A 17909-nucleotide genomic window follows, 5' to 3' on the forward strand; every position below is an offset into this window, starting at 1 on the left:
TTCCGGCGCCGCCTTGCGCCGAGGCCTCATGAACGCGATATCGTAGGAGACAGGCGCGCGCCGTATGAGTCGTGCGACCCTCCTGAATTCGAGAAGGCCTTCATGCGCGATCCGATCGACTACATCTCCAATAACCTGGTGCCGATGGTGGTGGAGCAATCCAGCCGCGGCGAGCGCTCCTTCGACATCTTCTCGCGCCTGCTGCGCGAGCGGATCATCTTCCTGACCGGCCCGTTCGAGGACGGCATGGCCTCGTTGATCTGCGCCCAGCTGCTGTTCCTGGAATCGGAAAATCCGAAGAAGGAAATCAGCATGTACATCAACAGCCCCGGCGGTCAGGTGACCTCGGCGCTCGCGATTTACGACACAATGCAATACATCAAGTCGCCGGTCTCGACCGTCGTCATGGGCATGGCCGCATCGGCTGGCTCGCTGATCCTGACGGCCGGCGAGGCGGGCCAGCGCGTCGCCCTGCCGAACGCGCGGGTGATGGTGCACCAGCCCTCGGGCGGCTTCCGCGGCACGGCCTCGGACATCGAGCGCCACGCCGAAGACATCATCGCCACCAAGCGCCGCCTGAACGAAATCTACGTCCAGCACACGGGCCGCACCTATGAAGAGGTCGAGCGCACCCTGGACCGCGACCACTTCATGACCGCCGAGGAAGCCAAGGCCTGGGGCATCGTCGACCACGTCTATGACAAGCGCACCCAGGCTGACGACGACGGCGTGAAGGCTCCCTAAGCCTTAGCCGCTCCGGCTGCGACAATTGGTGAGGCGGGATTCGGCGACGGATCCCGCCTCGAATCGTGTTTGAGACTCGGTATCAGCGGGAGGGGGCCTCATGGCGACGCAGTGGAGAGATGACGGCTTTCGATACGGCGCCGTGACGCGGGCGCTGCACTGGTCGATGGCCCTGCTGCTGGCGTGGCAGTTTACGGGCATGGCCATCAAGCTGACCGTCGGCAAGGCGCCGATCACCGCCTTCTGGGTCGGCACGCACAAGGGGATCGGCGTCATTCTGCTGACCCTGATCGTGCTGCGCGCGCTGTGGGGGCTCTACAACATCAAGACGCGCCCGGCGCATGGCGGCGGCTTCTGGGGGAGGGCCGCCAAGGTCGGGCATCTGGCGCTCTACGCCCTGATGCTGATCGTCCCGGCGCTGGCCCTACTCCGGCAGTATGGATCGGGCAAGCCGCTCGACGTGTTCGGCGTGCGTCTGATCGACGGGGGCTGGGCTGAGGTTCCGTGGATGACAGCCCCGGCCAACGCCGCTCATGGCCTGCTGGCCTGGGTGCTGCTGGCCGCGATTGCTGGCCATATCCTGATGGTGCTGGTCCATCGCTTCATCTGGAAGGATGAGACGACCCAGCGGATGATCGGCTAGCGCTTATGGGCGGCCGGTGAAGACGCGGTAGCCCTTTTCGGCGGCCGCCGCGATCATCTCGGCATCGCCCGAGGTGTCGCCGTAGGCGGCGGCCAGCGTCATGTCGTCGCCGTAGGCGGCGCGAAGACGGCTCATCTTCTCCTCGCCCCGGCAGTTGCCGCCGAGGAAGCTGCCCGCCACGCGATCCTGGGCGTCGAACGCCAACCGTGTGCCGATCAGGTTCTCGGCGCCCAGCCTGCGGGCGAAGGGGGCGACGGTTGTCTCAGGCGAGGCGGTGACGATGACGCGATGGGCGCCGCGACGGCCCCAGTCCTCCCAGGTCGCCAGCGCGTCCGGGCGCATGAAACGCGGCCAGATCTCTGCGGCGAAGCGTTCGGCGTCAGCCTCCAGCGCCTTGCGGTCGACGTTCATCAGGAACTCGCGCACCGAGGCGACCTTGATCCGGCCCCGGTCGCGGTCGCCCAGATAGGCGAACACCGCTGGGATCATCTGCGCCAGACCGGTCACCCATCGCAGCGGCCCGGCCCGCCACTTCAGAAAACTGGTGAAGCTGTCGCGAATCGTCAGGGTGCCGTCGAAATCGAAGGCGACGATGGGCTGTCCGGGGTCAGGGGACTGGTGAAAGGCTTTTTGGCTTCCCATGTCAGACATTAGCCGTGATCCCCATATTATCTGTCCTGTCCGTCCCTGAAGCGCGTTGCAGCGCCGCAACGGGGTTGTGGCGGAACGTGTGATGGGTGATTGTCATTTTTTGAAGACCTTCGATGATAGATTCCCTGGATCGATCGTGAAGGAAGCGCTTTTCGTCTCAATGTCGGGGCGGATTGCGGATAGTGAGAAGGGTCTATGACCAAAGCCGCCGGCACAGACGCCAAAAGCACGCTCTACTGCTCGTTCTGCGGCAAGAGCCAGCACGAAGTCCGCAAACTGATCGCCGGACCGACCGTTTTCATCTGCGATGAATGCGTCGAACTGTGCATGGACATCATCCGCGAAGAGCACAAGATCGCCTTCAAGACCTCCAAGGACGGCGTGCCTACGCCCAAGGAGATCCGCGACGTCCTCGACGATTATGTGATCGGTCAGAGCCACGCCAAGAAGGTGCTGAGCGTCGCCGTTCATAACCACTACAAGCGCCTGAACCACGCGACGAAGAACAACGACGTCGAGCTGGCCAAGTCGAACATCATGCTGATCGGGCCGACCGGCTCGGGCAAGACGCTGCTGGCTCAGACGCTGGCGCGCATCATCGACGTGCCGTTCACCATGGCTGACGCCACCACCCTGACCGAAGCTGGCTACGTGGGCGAGGATGTCGAGAACATCATCCTGAAGCTGCTTCAGGCGTCCGATTACAACGTCGAACGGGCTCAGCGCGGCATCGTCTACATCGACGAGATCGACAAGATTTCACGCAAGTCGGACAACCCCTCGATCACCCGCGACGTGTCGGGCGAGGGCGTGCAGCAGGCCCTGCTGAAGATCATGGAAGGCACCGTCGCCTCCGTGCCGCCGCAGGGCGGGCGCAAGCATCCGCAGCAGGAGTTCCTGCAGGTCGACACCGCCAACATCCTGTTCATCGTCGGCGGCGCCTTCGCCGGCCTTGAAAAGGTGATCTCGGCGCGCGGGGCGGGGGCCTCGATCGGCTTCGGCGCCAAGGTCAAGGAGATCGACGAGCGTCGCACCGGCGAAATCCTGAAGGGCGTCGAGCCGGATGACCTGATGCGCTTCGGCCTGATCCCCGAGTTCATCGGCCGTCTGCCGGTTCTGGCGACGCTGGAAGACCTCGACGAGACGGCGCTGATCACCATCCTGACCGAGCCGAAGAACGCCCTGGTCAAGCAGTACAAGCGCCTGTTCGAGATGGAGAACGTCACCCTGACCTTCACCGACGACGCCCTGTCGGCGGTGGCCAAGAAGGCGATCACCCGCAAGACCGGCGCCCGCGGCCTGCGCTCCATCCTGGAGGGCGTGCTGCTGGAGACCATGTTCGAACTGCCCACCTTCGAGGGCGTCGAAGAGGTCGTGGTCAACGCCGAGGTGATCGACGGCAAGGCTCAGCCGCTGCTGATCTATTCGGAAACCAAGAAGAAGACGGCCGACGGCGCCGCCTGACGCTGACGTCCGATCCAAGCGAAAAGGGGCGGCTCGCCACGGGCCGCCCCTTCATCGTTTCAGCGATGGCTCAGGCGGCCGTCTGAAATCACACGCTTTTTCACGCTTCTGTGGGCTGCCGGCCCGCCACGCTTGAACCGCGTCCAGACAGAACCACATACTCACACGAAAGCCGCTGAAAACAGCGGGTCGAGTCGGGACGAAGAGGCAGTAACGCCAAATCAGACCGGTTCGGCGGGCCGGAGATTCACGATGGCCCCGGAAAGTACGCATCATGACCGAGAGCAAAATCCTCCCTGTCCTGCCGCTGAGAGACATCGTCGTCTTTCCGCACATGGTCGTGCCGCTGTTTGTCGGGCGCGAGAAGTCCGTGCGCGCCCTCGACGAGATCATGAAGGGCGAGAAGCAGATCCTGCTCGCCACCCAGATGAACTCGGTCGATGACGACCCGGCGACGGACGCCATCTATTCGACCGGCGTGCTGGCCACGGTGCTGCAACTGCTGAAGCTGCCGGACGGCACGGTGAAGGTGCTGGTCGAGGGCAAATCGCGCGCGCGCCTGACTCGCTTCACCGACCGTGAGGACTACTACGAAGCCGAGGCCGTCGAGATCGAAGACGAAGCCGGCGATCCGTCTCAGAGCGAAGCCTTGCTGCGCGCCGTGATCGAGCAGTTCGAAAACTATGTGAAGCTGAACAAGAAGGTCCCGCCCGAGGCCCTGAGCGCCATTCCTCAGATCACCGACCCGTCCAAGCTGGCGGACTCGGTCGCCGCGCATCTGTCGGTCAAGATCGCCGACAAGCAGGCCCTGCTCGAAACCGTCGTCATCCCGGCGCGGCTTGAGAAGGTCTACGGCATGATGGAAGGCGAGATCAGCGTCCTTCAGGTCGAGAAGAAGATCCGCAGCCGCGTGAAGCGGCAGATGGAGAAGACCCAGCGCGAGTATTATCTGAACGAGCAGATGAAGGCGATCCAGCGCGAGCTGGGCGAGACTGACGACGCCCGCGACGAGCTGCTGGAGCTGGAAAAGCGCATCAAGAAGACGCGCCTGTCCAAGGAGGCCCGCACCAAGGCCGAGGCGGAGCTGAAGAAGCTGCGCAACATGTCGCCGATGTCGGCGGAATCGACCGTGGTGCGCAACTACCTCGACTGGCTGCTGTCGATCCCGTGGTCCAAGACCCGGCCCAAGCCCATCGACCTCCAGAAGGCCGAGGACATCCTCGAAGAGGATCACTATGGCCTGGAGAAGGTCAAGGAACGGATCATCGAGTATCTGGCCGTTCAGGCGCGCACCGGCAGCCTGAAGGGGCCGATCCTGTGCCTCGTCGGCCCTCCGGGCGTCGGCAAGACCTCGCTGGCCCAGTCCATCGCCAAGGCGACGGGGCGTGAATACGTCCGCATGTCGCTGGGCGGCGTGCGCGACGAGGCCGAGATCCGCGGCCACCGCCGGACCTACATCGGCTCCATGCCCGGCAAGATCATCCAGTCGATGAAGAAGGCGAAGACCACCAACGCCTTCGTCCTGCTGGACGAGATCGACAAGCTGGGCGCCGACTGGCGCGGCGACCCGTCCTCGGCCCTGCTGGAAGTGCTGGACCCGGCCCAGAACTCGACCTTCGGCGACCATTATCTGGAGGTCGACTACGACCTGTCGCCGGTGATGTTCGTCACCACGGCCAACAGCCTGAACATGCCCCAGCCCCTGCTGGACCGCATGGAGATCATCCGCGTCTCCGGCTACACCGAGGATGAGAAGGTCGAGATCGCCCGCCGCCACGTACTGCCCAAGCAGCTCAAGGACCACGGCCTGAAGGAGGGCGAGCTGATCGTCCCCGACGAGACGATCCGCGACCTGATCCGCTACTACACGCGCGAAGCGGGCGTGCGTTCGCTGGAACGCGCCCTGGGCGGACTGGCCCGCAAGGCGGTGCGCGAGATGGCCAGGACCAACGCCGCCTCGATCACCGTGGATGCGGCCAAGCTGGCCGAATACGCGGGTGTGAAGAAGTTCCGCTATGGCGAGACGGACGCGGAAGATCAGGTCGGCATCGTCACCGGCCTGGCGTGGACCGAGTTCGGCGGCGACATCCTGACCATCGAGGCTCTGAAGATGCCGGGCCGCGGCCGCATGACCGTCACCGGCAACCTGAAGGACGTCATGAAGGAGTCGATCTCTGCGGCGGCGTCCTACGTCCGCAGCCGCGCCCTCAGCTTCGGCGTCAAGCCGCCGCTGTTCGAGAAGACCGACATCCACGTGCACGTGCCGGACGGCGCCACGCCCAAGGACGGCCCCTCGGCGGGCGTGGCCATGACGGTGGCCATGGTGTCGGTTCTGACCGGCATTCCGATCCGCAAGGACATCGCCATGACCGGCGAGATCACTCTGCGCGGTCGGGTCACGGCCATCGGCGGCCTCAAGGAGAAGCTGCTGGCGGCCCTGCGTTCGGGTGTGAAGACCGTCCTGATCCCGCAGGAGAACGAGAAGGACCTCGAGGAGGTGCCGGAGAACGTCAAGGCGGCCCTGGAGATCGTACCGATCTCTAACGCCGACGAGGCGCTGAAGTGGGCTTTGACCGGCACGCCGACCCCCGTCGAATGGGACGAGGCGGCCGAACCCATGACCCCGACGCCGCCGGCGCCGCCGGCCGGCGAGGGGGCCAGCATCAGCCACTGATGCGGGCCTTGGCCTGAGAGTGACGAGAGGCGGCTCGGGGCGACCTGAGCCGCCTCTTTTTTGACGCGCGCCCCAATAGCCGCTTAAGTTCCGCCTTCGTTCGCGAGGGGGCTTTCGACGTGACCAAGACTGAACTGATCGGCCGCATGGCCCAGGCGGCGGGGATCAGCCGCGACCAGGCCAAGCTGGCGCTGGAGGCGTTTACCGATCAGGTGACGGCCTCGCTTGTCGAGGGGCGGGTGGTGCGCCTGGTCGGCTTCGGCAGCTTCGTCGCCGCCGAGCGCAAGGCGGGCGTGGCGCGCAATCCTCAGACCGGTCAGGAGATCGCGCGGCCCGCCTCTCGCACCGCGCGCTTTCGCCCGGGCGAAGGCTTGAAAAGCGCCTTGAACGGCTGACCGCCACAGGGCATGAAGCCTGTCCTCGACATTGAGTCGAATGATGCGGGCGGCTAGCTCAGCTGGTCAGAGCATCTCGTTTACACCGAGAGGGTCGGCGGTTCGAACCCGTCGCCGCCTACCATCACTTCCGTTCGGACGGGCAGGGCGCCCTATTCTTCGGCGCCCGCCAGGCGAGCTTCACGCCAGGCGGCCTTCCTCAGGGCCGGCAGCATGGCCACGGCGTCGGCGGCCTTGGCGCTGGAGGCGTTGCCCGACAGCATCCGCTTCTTTACGCCCTGAATGATGCCGATCAGGCGGAACAGGTTGAAGGCGAAGTGCCAGTGCAGGTCCGGCAGGGCGTCGCGCCCGGTGGCGGCGCAATATCGCCGGGCCATGTCGTCCAGCGAGGGAATGCCCGCGGCCTCAAGGTCCAGACCGTTTAGCCCCGCGCGGCCGTCGGCGGGCAGAATCCAGTTCATGGCCAGATAGGCGAAGTCGGCCAGCGGGTCGCCCAGCGTCGCCAGCTCCCAGTCCAGCACGGCCCGGACCGTCATGGAATCGGGGGCGTAGATCAGATTGTCGATGCGATAGTCGCCGTGGATGATGGCGGTGTGGGTCTGTTCCGGCGCCGTGCGCGGCAGGAAGTCGATCAGGCGCTCGACCTCGGGCAGGTCGTCGGTCTGGGCGGCGCGATACTGCTTGGTCCAGCGCGCGACCTGGCGCTCGAAATAGTTGCCGGGACGCCCGAAGTCCTCCAGCCCCACGGCGACCGGATCGACGCTGTGCAACTGCGCCAGCGTATCGACCATGGCCTCATAGGCGGCGCGGCGCTCGGACGGCGACAGGCCCGGCAGGGCGCCGTTCCAGAATGTGCGGCCCTCAACCAACTCCATCACATAGAAGGTCGAGCCGATGACGGCGTCGTCCTGACACAGGGCGAGCGGCGCGGGCACGGGAAAGCCGGTCGGGTGCAGGGCGCTGAGCAGCCGATATTCACGCTCGACCGCATGGGCCGAGGGCAGCAGGGGGCCGAACGGGCGGCGGCGCAGGACATAGTCCCGGCCGTCGACGGTCATCCGATAGGTCGGGTTCGACTGGCCGCCGGGGAACTTCTCGAGATGGATATCGGCGGGCGCGGCGGGCAGGACGCCCGCCAGCCACTGTCCCAGACGCGCGACGTCCAGATCGCTCATCGCGCCGCCTCGGCGTGGCGGGTGAACTCGGACCGGGCGATGGCGCGGGCGTGCACCTCGTCGGGGCCGTCGGCGAGGCGCAGGGTGCGGATGCCCGCCCAGGCCGCCGCCAGCTCAAAGTCCTGGGACACGCCGCCGCCGCCGTGGGCCTGGATAGCGTCGTCGATGATGCGCAGGGCCATCATCGGCGCCTGGACCTTGATCATGGCGATCTCGTCCTTGGCCGCCTTATTGCCCGCGCGGTCCATCATGTCGGCGGCCTTGAGGCACAGCAGGCGCGTCATCTCGATGTCGATGCGGGCGCGGGCGACGCGCTCTTCCCAGACCGAATGCTCGCCGATCCGCTTGCCGAAGGCGACGCGAGACATCAGGCGGCGCGTCATCGCCTCCAGCGCCTCTTCTGCCGCGCCGATGGTGCGCATGCAGTGGTGGATGCGGCCGGGGCCAAGGCGCCCCTGCGCGATCTCGAAGCCGCGCCCCTCGCCCAGCAGGATATTCTCGACCGGCACCCGCACGTCGGTGAGGCTGACCTCCATGTGGCCGTGCGGGGCGTGGTCATAGCCATAGACGCTCAGCGGCCGCTCGATCTTCACGCCCGGCGCATCCATCGGCACCAGGATCATCGACTGCTGGCGATAGGTCTTCTCGTCCGGGTCGGTCTTGCCCATGACGATGGCGACGCGGCAACGCGGATCGCCCGCGCCCGACGACCACCATTTGCGGCCGTTGATGACATAGCAGCCGCCGTCGCGACGGATTTGCGTCTGGATATTGGTGGCGTCAGACGAAGCGACGGCCGGTTCGGTCATCAGGAAGGCCGAGCGGATCTCGCCGTTCATCAACGGAATCAGCCACTGCGCCTTCTGAGCGGGCGAGCCGTAGCGGTGCAGCACCTCCATGTTGCCGGTGTCCGGCGCCGAGCAGTTGAACACCTCGCTGGCCCATTCGATGCGGCCCATCTCTTCGGCGCACAGGGCGTATTCGAGGTTGGTCAGCCGTTCGCCCGTGAACTCGAAATCGTCCGGCTCGGCCATGCCTTCGGGGGCGGGCGGCATGAACAGGTTCCACAGGCCGGCGGCGCGCGCCTCGGCCTTCAAAGCCTCGATCGAGGGCAGGGGCGCGGCCCAGCGGTCGCCTTCAGCGATCTCGGCGTGGACGGCGGCGACGCGCGGGCGCACCTTGTCGGCCATGAAGGCCCGGACGCGCGCCTGAAATGAACGCTCGCGCTCCGTCAGGGTGAAATCCATCGCTTAGCTCCCTTAGGTATGGCCACAACGCCGAGTCGGTCTTTCAACCGGTCGAGATTCTCGACAGGCTTCACCATGCCAGACCCTTCGTCATCTGAAATCGGCTGAAGCGTCCAAGGCAGAGGGCGCGCTCCTCCGTCTGCAGGGGGGAACGCGCCGCCCGCCCGAGCCTATTCCGAGGTCTTGCCGTCGAAATGTTCCTCGGCTTCGTCGGCCTTGGTCGGATGAACCACGTCGTGGCGATGCTCCGGCGGGCCATAGAGGGTGTAGAGCTTCAGCGGCTGCGAGCCCGTGTTGATCAGGTTGTGACGGGCGCCGGCCGGAACGATGATGCCGGACTCGGCCTGAGCGGGGCGCGACTGCCCGTCGATGACGATCTGTCCTTCGCCCTGTTCGATGCGGAAGAACTGGTCGTGGCCTTCGTGGACCTCTTCGCCGATCTCTTCGCCCGGTTGAAGGGTCATCAGCACCAGCTGCAGGTGACGGCCGGTGTAGAGCACGCGGCGATAGTCGTCGTTGTCGAGCGTGGCCCGTTCGATGTCGTCCAGATAGCCTTGCATGGCGGATCCTCATGAAGAACTGGGAGAGTTCGACTCATAACGCGCCCGAAGCGGCCGGGTCTTGATCTTTCGCAAAACCAAGAAAAAACGCCGGAGCTTTCGCCCCGGCGTTTGTGCAGTCTTACGCTTTTGATCGCTTAGCCGCGCTGGGCCAGCGGCACGTAATCGCGCTCGGTCGGGCCGGTGTACAGCTGGCGCGGGCGGCCGATCTTTTGCGACGGATCGGCCATCATTTCCTGCCACTGGGCGATCCAGCCCACGGTGCGCGCCAGGGCGAACAGCACGGTGAACATGGTGGTCGGGAAGCCCATGGCCGACAGGGTGATGCCGGAATAGAAGTCGACGTTCGGGAACAGCTTGCGCGAGGTGAAATACTCGTCCTGCAAGGCGACGGCTTCCAGTTCCTTGGCGACCTGGAACAGCGGGTCGTTCTCGCGACCCGTGGCGGCCAGCACTTCATAGGCCGACTGCTGCATCACCTTGGCCCGCGGATCGTAGTTCTTGTACACGCGGTGGCCGAAGCCCATCAGCTTGTACTTGCGCGCCTTCACGCCCTCGATGAACTCGGGGATGCGGTCCGGGGTGCCGATTTCCTTCAGCATGTTCAGCGCCTCTTCATTGGCGCCGCCGTGCGACGGGCCCCAGAGGCAGGCGATGCCGGCGGCGATACAGGCGAACGGGTTGGCGCCCGACGAACCGGCCAGGCGGACGGTCGAGGTCGAGGCGTTCTGCTCGTGGTCGGCGTGCAGGATGAAGATGCGGTCCATCGCGCGCACCAGCGCCGGATCGACGTGGTAGTCCTCGGCCGGCACGGCGAAGCACATGCGCAGGAAGTTCTCGGCGTACGACAGGTCGTTGCGCGGCGAGATGAAGGGCTGGCCGATGTGGTATTTATAGGCGCGGGCCGCGATCGTCGGCATCTTGGCGATCAGGCGGATGGCCGAGATGTTGCGCTGCACCGGATCATGGATGTCCAGGCTGTCGTGATAGAAGGCCGACAGGGCGCCGACGGTGCCGACCATGATCGCCATCGGGTGGGCGTCGCGGCGGAAGCCTTCGAAGAAGCGGTCGAACTGGGCGTGCAGCATGGTGTGCCGCGTCACGCACTGCTCGAATTCTTCGTATTCGGCGGCGTTCGGCAGTTCGCCGTGCAGCAGCAGGTGGCAGACTTCCAGGAAGTTGGACTTCGAGGCCAACTGGTCGATCGGATAGCCGCGGTGCAGCAGCACGCCAGCGTCGCCGTCGATATAGGTCAGGGCCGATTCGCAGGCCGCCGTAGAGGTGAAGCCGGGGTCGAAGGTGAAGGCGCCGGTGCCGCCGTACAGCTTGCGGATATCGATGACGTCCGGGCCGGTCGAGCCGGAAAGGACGGGGAGCTCTACAGTCTTGTCCTGATAGGACAGGGTCGCCGAGCCGGCGGGTTTCGCTTGTTCAGTCATCTAGGCCCCTTGTTCTTCCTTGGACCGGCGCGGGGAGGCGGTCGGCCTGAGTTGGTTATGGGAGATCACTTAGTCTGTTGCAGCGCATCATCCAAGCGTCCGAGACTTTCGTCACGCCCGAGAGCGCAAAGAGTTCGTGCGATATCGGGCGAGGCCGAACCGCCCGTCAAGGCGGCGCGCATCGAAGGTCCTATTTTTCCGAAGCCTACGCCTTCTTCCTCGGCAAAAGCCTTAAGTTCGGCTTCAAGGGCGAAGACATCCCAGCTTTGGAAAAGACCCAGACGTTCACGCAGTCGTGAAATTCTCTGCCCGCTTTCGCCTTGCAGCAAACCGGCCGATTTCTCGTTGAGCGCGAGTGGACGCGCCTGCAACACGAATGCCGTTTGATCCGCCAGCCCGGGAATGGTCTTGGCGCGATCCTTGACGAAAGGCATGGCCCGCAGCAGCCGTTCCTCGTCGTCCGGCTCCAGGGTGCGGCCGCGCGCCAAATGGGCGTCGAGCGTCAGTTTGGCGAGGCGGTCGTCGTCCGCCAGCCGCAGCCAGTGGGCGTTGACGTGGGCCAGTTTGTCGAAGTCCAGGCGGGCGGGCGCTTTGTTGACGCCCGCTAGGTCGAACCAGGCGAGGGCCTGCTCGTCGCTGAACAGTTCGTCGTCGCCGTGCGCCCAGCCCAGACGGGCCAGATAGTTGCGCATGGCTTCGGGCAGATAACCCATGTCGGCGTATTCGTGCACGGCCTGGGCGCCGTGGCGCTTGGACAGCTTGGCGCCGTCGGGGCCGTGGATCAGGGGGATGTGGGCGAAGGTCGGGCGCGTCCAGCCGAGCGCGTCGTAGATCAGGCTCTGGCGGGCGGCGTTATTCAAGTGATCGTCGCCGCGAATGACGTGGGTCACGCCCATGTCGTGGTCGTCCACCACCACGGCCAGATTATAGGTCGGCGCCCCGTCCGAACGCAGGATGACCAGGTCGTCCAGCGAAGCCGATTCCCAGCGCACCGTCCCCTGCACGGCGTCCTCGACGACGACGGCCTGATCCAGCGGCCGACGGAAGCGCACCGTGTGCGGCTTGGCCAGGTCATCGACGCTGGGCTCGCGGTCGCGCCAGGGGGAGACGAAGTCGCGCCCCTCGGCCTTGGCCTGGTCGCGCAGGGCCGTGGTCTCGTCGGCCGTCAGGAAGTCGCGATAGGCATGGCCCGTCGCCAGCAACTCATTGATCACCTCGCGGTGGCGATCGGCGCGGGCGAACTGGAAGACGGGCTCTTCGTCGCCGAACAGCTCAAGCCAGGACAGGCCGTCGAATATGGCCTTGACCGCATCGTCGGTCGACCGCTCGCGGTCGGTGTCCTCGATGCGGATCAGGAATTTGCCGCCGCGTCCCTTGGCGTAAAGCCAGTTGAATAACGCGGTTCTCGCCCCGCCGATATGCAGGTAGCCTGTGGGCGAGGGGGCGAAGCGGGTGACGACGGTCGATGAAGGGGAGGTCATAGAGGCAGCATCCATAGGGCAGGGTCTTATACGCCCGCCTGTGGGGAAGCGAACCCTTATGGCCCGGTTATTTGCCAGCTTGCTCGCCGACGCGCGGGCGCAGGCCGAACGCTGGCCGCTATGGTCGTCCGTCTGCTTCGGCGCTGGGTGCGCGGCCTACTTCGCTCTGAAGGGCGAGCCTGCGACCTGGCCGCTGGTGCTGGGCGCCGCCGTCCTGGTCGGCGTCTGGATCATCGGTCGGGTCAGAGGCGCGCCGCGTTGGGCGACCCTGATCCTGCTGATGCTGGCCTGTTTCGCGGGCGGACTGGCGGTGGCCAAGCTGAGAACAGAGGCTGTGGCGGCGCCGATCGCGCCTGCGGATATGGCGCCCACCCAGGTCGAGGGCTGGGTCATAGACGTGGACTCGTCCGGTCAGAACGGGGCGCGTGTCGTGGTGGCGCCGGTGCGCGTGCGGGGTCTGACGCCCGAGCAGACGCCCGAGCGGCTGCGCGTGACGGTGAAGGGGGCGCCGCCGCCGCCGGGCGCGCCGATCCGGGTGTTCGGCATCCTGAACCCGCCGCCGCCGCCCGCCAGCCCCGGCGCCTACGACTTCGGCCGCAACGCCTATTTCAAGGGGATGGGCGGGACCCTGTTCGCCCTGGGGCCGACGCGCCCGACGGTGCTCGCTCCGCCGCCGTGGCGGGTAAGGGCGACGATGAAGATCAATGCGGTTCGCTATGCCCTGGCTGAGCGGATCGTGGCGCGTCTGGGCGAGCGGACCGGCGGGGTGGCGGCGGCCATGACGACCGGTCACGAAACATGGATTCAGGACCCGGATCTGGACGCCATGCGCGATTCCGGGCTGGCGCATATCCTGTCGATCTCGGGCCTGCATATGGCGGTCGTGGGCGGCTTTGTCTTCTTTGCCGCCCGCCTTCTGGTTGCGGCGTGGCCGTGGCTGGCGCTGCGCGTCTCGGGCAAGAAGGCGGCGGCGATCGCAGGGTTGATCGCGGTCGGGACCTATCTCGTCATCTCGGGCGCGCCGCCGCCGGCCGAGCGCGCCGCGATTACCGCGTCGATCGCCTTTCTGGCGATCCTGACGGATCGGCAGGCGGTGACCATGCGGGCGCTGTCGGCGGCGGCTTTTGTCGTGCTCTTGTTGCGGCCAGAGGCGGTCGTGACGCCCGGGTTCCAGATGTCGTTCGCGGCGACGGCGGCGCTGGTGGCGCTTGTCGAGGTCTGGCCGCGCCGTATCCGCGAGTTCGCCGCGCCCTGGCCTATCGTCGCCGCGCAGCGGTTCGGCAGTTGGCTGATGGCCGCCTGCGCCGCGAGCCTGGTGGCGGGCATGGCGACCGGACCGTTCGCCATGCAGCATTTCAATCGCACGGCCGTCTACGGGCTGATCGCGAACCTGGCGACGGCGCCGCTGGCGGACTTCGTGATGATGCCCGCCCTGGCGCTGGGCGCAGCGCTGGAGCCTTTGGGACTGGGCGCGCCCTTCCTGTGGGTGGCGGGTCAGTCGGTCGACGCCATGCTGGCGATCGGACACTGGGCGGCCAGTCTGCCGGGCGCCGTGAAGGCGATCCCCAGCGCTCCTGCGGCCGCCCTGCCGGTCGCCTTTCTGGGCATATTGTTCATGTGCCTGTGGCGGGGGCCGTGGCGGTTGCTGGGCTTGCCGTTTGCGGCGGCTGTGCTGATCTGGCCGCGCCCGGCCCCGCCGGATATCTGGATCGGCGATGGTGGAGCGAATGCGGCCTATCGGCTCGAAAGCGAGGCGGTCGTGGTGCGGCCGGCAGTGCGCCAATTCGCCAGCGACCTTTGGTCCCGGCGTCGAGGGCTGGAGCCGGTCGCGCGGTCGCCGGAAGACTGGATTTGCAGGCGCTCCTACTGCGCGCTGGACGGAGAACCGGGGCCGCTGGCGCTGTGGTGGGGCAAGGCGACGCCGACAGCCGAGCAGCTGGATCAGATGTGCCGTAGCGCGGAGGTGATCAGCGTGCGCGCCGTGATCGCAGCCCTGCCGTCGTCGTGCCAAGGGCGGCTGGTGCTGGACGGCGCCGACTATGCGCGCGGCGGCTCGGTGGAGTTGTGGCGCGATGAGGCTGGCGGCTGGCGCGCCTTGTGGGCGGCGGAAGTGCGAGGGCGGCGGCCGTGGAGCGGGGGCGGTTCTAACTAAGCACCCTCTCTAAACCCGCTCATCCCGGCGGAAGCCGGGATCCAGTAAGGGCCGCACGTGCTGCGATAGGCTAGAGGGCGGGCTGATTTCAAACGGGTTCGCTTGAGGCCAAAGCACTGGATCCCGGCCTCCGCCGGGATGAGCGGAGAATGGGGGGAGGGGGAAGCGCTACCTCGAAGGCAGGTCGAGCGCGCCGCCCAGAGCCGCAGTCTCAGTGATAGCGGCGCAGCAGGCCGACCAGCTTGCCCTGAACCTCGACCTGATCAGGGCCGAAGATGCGGGTCTCATAGGCGCTGTTGGCGGGCTCCAGGGCGATGGACTGGCCCTTCTTTCTCAGGCGCTTCAGCGTGGCCTCTTCGCCCTCGACCAGGGCGACGACGATTTCGCCGGAAGAGGCGTTCTCCACCCGCTTGATGATGACCGTGTCCCCGTCGAGGATGCCGGCCTCGATCATGGAATCGCCCTCGATCTCCAGCAGGTAGTGTTCGCCCGCGCCCAACATGGACTCCGGGACCGGCAGGCGCTCGCGTTCGTGCTGGATGGCGGCGATCGGGGTGCCGGCGGCGATCTTGCCCAACAGGGGCAGGTCACGAACGTCATTGGCGGCCTCGGCCGTGGCCTGGCGCGGGCCCAGGCCGCCGCCCTGGATCACGTCGGGCTTGAAGGGGACGCGGCCCTTTGCCGGCGCGGCGGTCGTGGCCTGTTCCGGCAGCTTCACGACCTCCAGCGCGCGAGCGCGGTGTGCCAGGCGACGGATGAAGCCGCGTTCCTCTAGCGCCGTGATCAGGCGGTGAATGCCCGACTTGGACGCCAGGTCCAGCGCCTCCTTCATCTCGTCGAAGGACGGGGAAACGCCCGTCTCGCGGATGCGCTCATGAATGAACATCAGGAGTTCGTGCTGTTTCTTCGTGAGCATGGCGGCGAATCCAGAACAAGGCGTGAACCGTTGGTGATGTTCTGTAAGTGTTCTGGTTAAAAGTCAACTAACGTCACGCTTGAGGCCCTCAAAGCAGAAACCCGCGCCTGCCGTTTGACGGCGGGCGCGGGCTTCAGGGCTGGCGGAACCTGACCTTAGCGGGCGGGCGTGGCCGGGGCGCCGTCCTTGTAGCGCTCGAACCATTCGATCATGGCGTTCATACGGGCCGCGTTCTGGGACGGGCGCACGGCCAGGCTGTGGCCGACGCCGGGGATCTTCACCAGGGCCGTGGGGACGCCGCGCAGTTGCAGGGCGGTATAGTACTGCTCCGACTCGCTGACCGGGGTGCGATAGTCCTCGTCGCCGACGACGACCATGGTCGGCGTCTTGACGTTGCCGACCAGCGACAGCGGCGACCGGCGCCAATAGGCCTCTGGATTCTCCCACGGAAACTCGCCGAACCAGTAGCGGGCGAAGAAGGCCGGGTTGTCGGCCGTCAGCACGAAGCTGGCCCAGTCGATGACGGGCTTCTGGACCACGGCGGCCTTGAAGCGGTCGGTCTTGCCGACAATCCAGCTGGTCAGCACTCCGCCGCCGGAGCCGCCGGTGACGAACAGGCGGTTGGGATCGGCGACGCCCTGGGCGATGACGGCGTCCACGCTGCTGATCAGGTCGTCATAGTCGTTCGACGGATAGTTGTGGTGGATCAGGTTGGCGAACTCGTCCCCATAGGAGGTCGAACCGCGCGGGTTGACCGACAGCACGGCGTAGCCCGCAGCCGCGAACAACTGATTGTCGGTGGCGAAGTGCGGGCCATAGGCGGCGAACGGGCCGCCGTGGATTTCCAGCACCAGCGGATAGCGCTGCCCCTCGACATAGTCGGCCGGCAGGGTCAGCCAGCTCTCGACCGCGCGCTGGTCGTGGGACGAGGCGACCTGGATGCGGCGCACCTCGCCCAGACGGCGGGCGTTGAGGAAGTCGGCGTTAAGGCGCGTCAGCTGGGTGCTGCGGCCGCCCTTCAGCACATGGACGTCGGCCGGGCGTGTGGGCGTGCCGCGCGTGAAGGCGATGGCGCCGTCGTCGGCCACGGTGAAGTCGCCGCCGGTGTAGGGGCGGCCGAAATCGTCGCCCGTCAGGTCTTCGATCAGGGGGGTGACGACGCCGTCCAGCGAGACGCGGGCGACCTTGGTGCGGCCCTGATCGTCATAGGCGACGTAGACCGAGCGGCCGTCGCGGCTCCACACCGGCGATTTGACCGACCGGTCCAGGTTCGCCGTCAGCACCCGGCTGTTCGAGCCGTCAGCGTCCATCACATAGAGGCGGGTGTTGTGATAGCCCATCCGCTTGTCGTCATAGCCGAGATAGGCGATGCGGCGGCCGTCGGGCGAGGCGACGGGCGAGTTGTCGGGACCGGCGCGGCTGGTCAGGGCGGTCAGGCCGCCGGTCTGCACGTCCAGGGCGAAGACTTCGCTGTCATTGGCTTCGCGCTGCCAGTCGGGTCGACGGTTGGCGCTCAGATAGAGGGTGCGTGAATCAGCCGACCAGGACAGGCCGCCGCCGTGATTGAAGTCGCCGTGAGTCAGTTGGCGCGTGCCGCCGCCCTGGGCGCCGACGACGAAGACGTGGCGGAAACCGGGCTTGAGATAGCCCTGACCGTCCGAGCGATAGGATACGGTGTCGATGATCTCCAGCGGCGGGGCCCATTTGGCGCCTTCCGGTTTGGCCAGAGGCGAGCCGATCTTGGGCTTGTCGCCGGGAACCAGGACCGAAAAGGCCAACTGTTCGCCGTTGGGCGACCAGCTGATCCCGGACGGGGTGTTGGGCAGGTTGGTGACGCGGACCGCTTCACCCGACGCCATCCAGCGCACGAAAAGTTGCGGCGGGCCGCCCTCGGCGTTCGAGATGTAGGACAGGCGCGTTCCGTCCGGCGACCAGCGCGGCTGACGGTGCGAGCCGGCCGAGACGACCAGCGGCGAGTGCTGGCCCGTCTTCACGTCGATCAGCCAGATGGTCGGACGCATCTGATCGGTCATGATGTCGGCCGTCTGGCGGACATAGGCGATCCGGTTGCCGTCGGGGCTGATCTGGGCGTCGGAGGCGACCTCCATGCCGAACAGGTCCTGGGCCGTGAACAGGCCTCGGTCGGCGGCGGGCAGGGCGGTCTGACCGGCCGGCGCCGTCTGGGCCGGCGCCGTTTGGGCCAGCGCCGGGGCATGGGCGCTAAGGATCAGGGCGCAGGCGGCCCAGGCGAACTTGTTCATATGAATCCCCCTCTGAACTGACAGGGATCATAGGAAGACGCGAGGCGACGACAAGATACGGAAAAGGCCGCCGGAACGAATCCGGCGGCCCGTTTTGATCCGAATCC

Annotated in this window: 14 protein-coding genes and 1 tRNA gene; 7 read left to right on the forward strand and 8 right to left on the reverse strand. The window is 66.4% G+C overall.

The window, feature by feature from the left end:
• The first annotated feature begins 102 nt into the window (after positions 1–102).
• The gene (locus ACLBV5_RS00615; protein ID WP_024354168.1) at positions 103–744 is read left to right on the forward strand and encodes an ATP-dependent Clp protease proteolytic subunit; all 642 of its coding nucleotides are present in this window, start codon (positions 103–105) and stop codon (positions 742–744) included.
• 100 nt (positions 745–844) lie between these two features.
• The gene (locus ACLBV5_RS00620) at positions 845–1387 is read left to right on the forward strand and encodes a cytochrome b (RefSeq protein ID WP_313632892.1); all 543 of its coding nucleotides are present in this window, start codon (positions 845–847) and stop codon (positions 1385–1387) included.
• Positions 1388–1390: 3 nt separating this feature from the next.
• Here the strand turns inward: ACLBV5_RS00620 and ACLBV5_RS00625 are convergent, their stop codons facing one another.
• Positions 1391–2038: an HAD-IB family hydrolase gene (locus ACLBV5_RS00625; RefSeq protein ID WP_253121351.1), complete on the reverse strand. Its 648-nt coding sequence runs from the start codon at positions 2036–2038 to the stop codon at positions 1391–1393.
• 195 nt (positions 2039–2233) lie between these two features.
• Here ACLBV5_RS00625 and clpX point away from each other — a divergent pair, with 195 nt between their 5' ends.
• From clpX to ACLBV5_RS00645, 4 genes are all read left to right on the forward strand, one after another.
• The gene (clpX, locus tag ACLBV5_RS00630; RefSeq protein ID WP_025977406.1) at positions 2234–3502 is read left to right on the forward strand and encodes an ATP-dependent Clp protease ATP-binding subunit ClpX; all 1269 of its coding nucleotides are present in this window, start codon (positions 2234–2236) and stop codon (positions 3500–3502) included.
• A 274-nt stretch (positions 3503–3776) separates the two neighbouring features.
• Positions 3777–6176 carry an endopeptidase La gene (gene lon / locus ACLBV5_RS00635; RefSeq protein WP_303683679.1) on the forward strand — a complete coding sequence of 800 codons (2400 nt, stop codon included), beginning with the start codon at positions 3777–3779 and terminating at the stop codon, positions 6174–6176.
• Between the two features lie 119 nt (positions 6177–6295).
• Positions 6296–6571 carry an HU family DNA-binding protein gene (locus tag ACLBV5_RS00640; RefSeq protein WP_003170215.1) on the forward strand — a complete coding sequence of 92 codons (276 nt, stop codon included), beginning with the start codon at positions 6296–6298 and terminating at the stop codon, positions 6569–6571.
• Positions 6572–6618: 47 nt separating this feature from the next.
• Positions 6619–6695, forward strand: a tRNA-Val gene (locus ACLBV5_RS00645).
• Positions 6696–6723: 28 nt separating this feature from the next.
• Here ACLBV5_RS00645 and ACLBV5_RS00650 read toward each other — a convergent pair.
• The 5 genes from ACLBV5_RS00650 to gltX all read right to left on the reverse strand — a co-directional run bounded on the left by ACLBV5_RS00650 (position 6724) and on the right by gltX (position 12473).
• Entirely contained in the window at positions 6724–7746 is a 1023-nt protein-coding gene (locus ACLBV5_RS00650) for a phosphotransferase family protein (RefSeq protein ID WP_253121353.1), read from the reverse strand.
• Positions 7743–8993: an acyl-CoA dehydrogenase family protein gene (locus tag ACLBV5_RS00655; RefSeq protein WP_447604532.1), complete on the reverse strand. Its 1251-nt coding sequence runs from the start codon at positions 8991–8993 to the stop codon at positions 7743–7745. Before ACLBV5_RS00655 ends, ACLBV5_RS00650 begins: the two co-directional genes overlap by 4 nt.
• Before the next feature lie 170 nt (positions 8994–9163).
• Positions 9164–9553 carry a cupin domain-containing protein gene (locus ACLBV5_RS00660; protein ID WP_253121355.1) on the reverse strand — a complete coding sequence of 130 codons (390 nt, stop codon included), beginning with the start codon at positions 9551–9553 and terminating at the stop codon, positions 9164–9166.
• A 137-nt stretch (positions 9554–9690) separates the two neighbouring features.
• The gene (gene gltA, locus ACLBV5_RS00665) at positions 9691–10992 is read right to left on the reverse strand and encodes a citrate synthase (protein ID WP_025977401.1); all 1302 of its coding nucleotides are present in this window, start codon (positions 10990–10992) and stop codon (positions 9691–9693) included.
• A gap of 65 nt (positions 10993–11057) precedes the next feature.
• Entirely contained in the window at positions 11058–12473 is a 1416-nt protein-coding gene (gene gltX, locus ACLBV5_RS00670) for a glutamate--tRNA ligase (protein WP_447604533.1), read from the reverse strand.
• Positions 12474–12531: 58 nt separating this feature from the next.
• Here gltX and ACLBV5_RS00675 point away from each other — a divergent pair, with 58 nt between their 5' ends.
• Entirely contained in the window at positions 12532–14625 is a 2094-nt protein-coding gene (locus ACLBV5_RS00675) for a ComEC/Rec2 family competence protein (protein WP_447604534.1), read from the forward strand.
• 211 nt (positions 14626–14836) lie between these two features.
• Here ACLBV5_RS00675 and lexA read toward each other — a convergent pair whose 3' ends face one another.
• Together lexA and ACLBV5_RS00685 are read right to left on the reverse strand one after the other, a co-directional pair.
• Positions 14837–15541 carry a transcriptional repressor LexA gene (gene lexA / locus ACLBV5_RS00680; RefSeq protein WP_447604535.1) on the reverse strand — a complete coding sequence of 235 codons (705 nt, stop codon included), beginning with the start codon at positions 15539–15541 and terminating at the stop codon, positions 14837–14839.
• Between the two features lie 155 nt (positions 15542–15696).
• Positions 15697–17802 carry a prolyl oligopeptidase family serine peptidase gene (locus ACLBV5_RS00685; RefSeq protein WP_447604536.1) on the reverse strand — a complete coding sequence of 702 codons (2106 nt, stop codon included), beginning with the start codon at positions 17800–17802 and terminating at the stop codon, positions 15697–15699.
• Positions 17803–17909 lie beyond the last annotated feature (107 nt).

The sequence above is a fragment of the Brevundimonas sp. M1A4_2e genome (assembly GCF_053345555.1).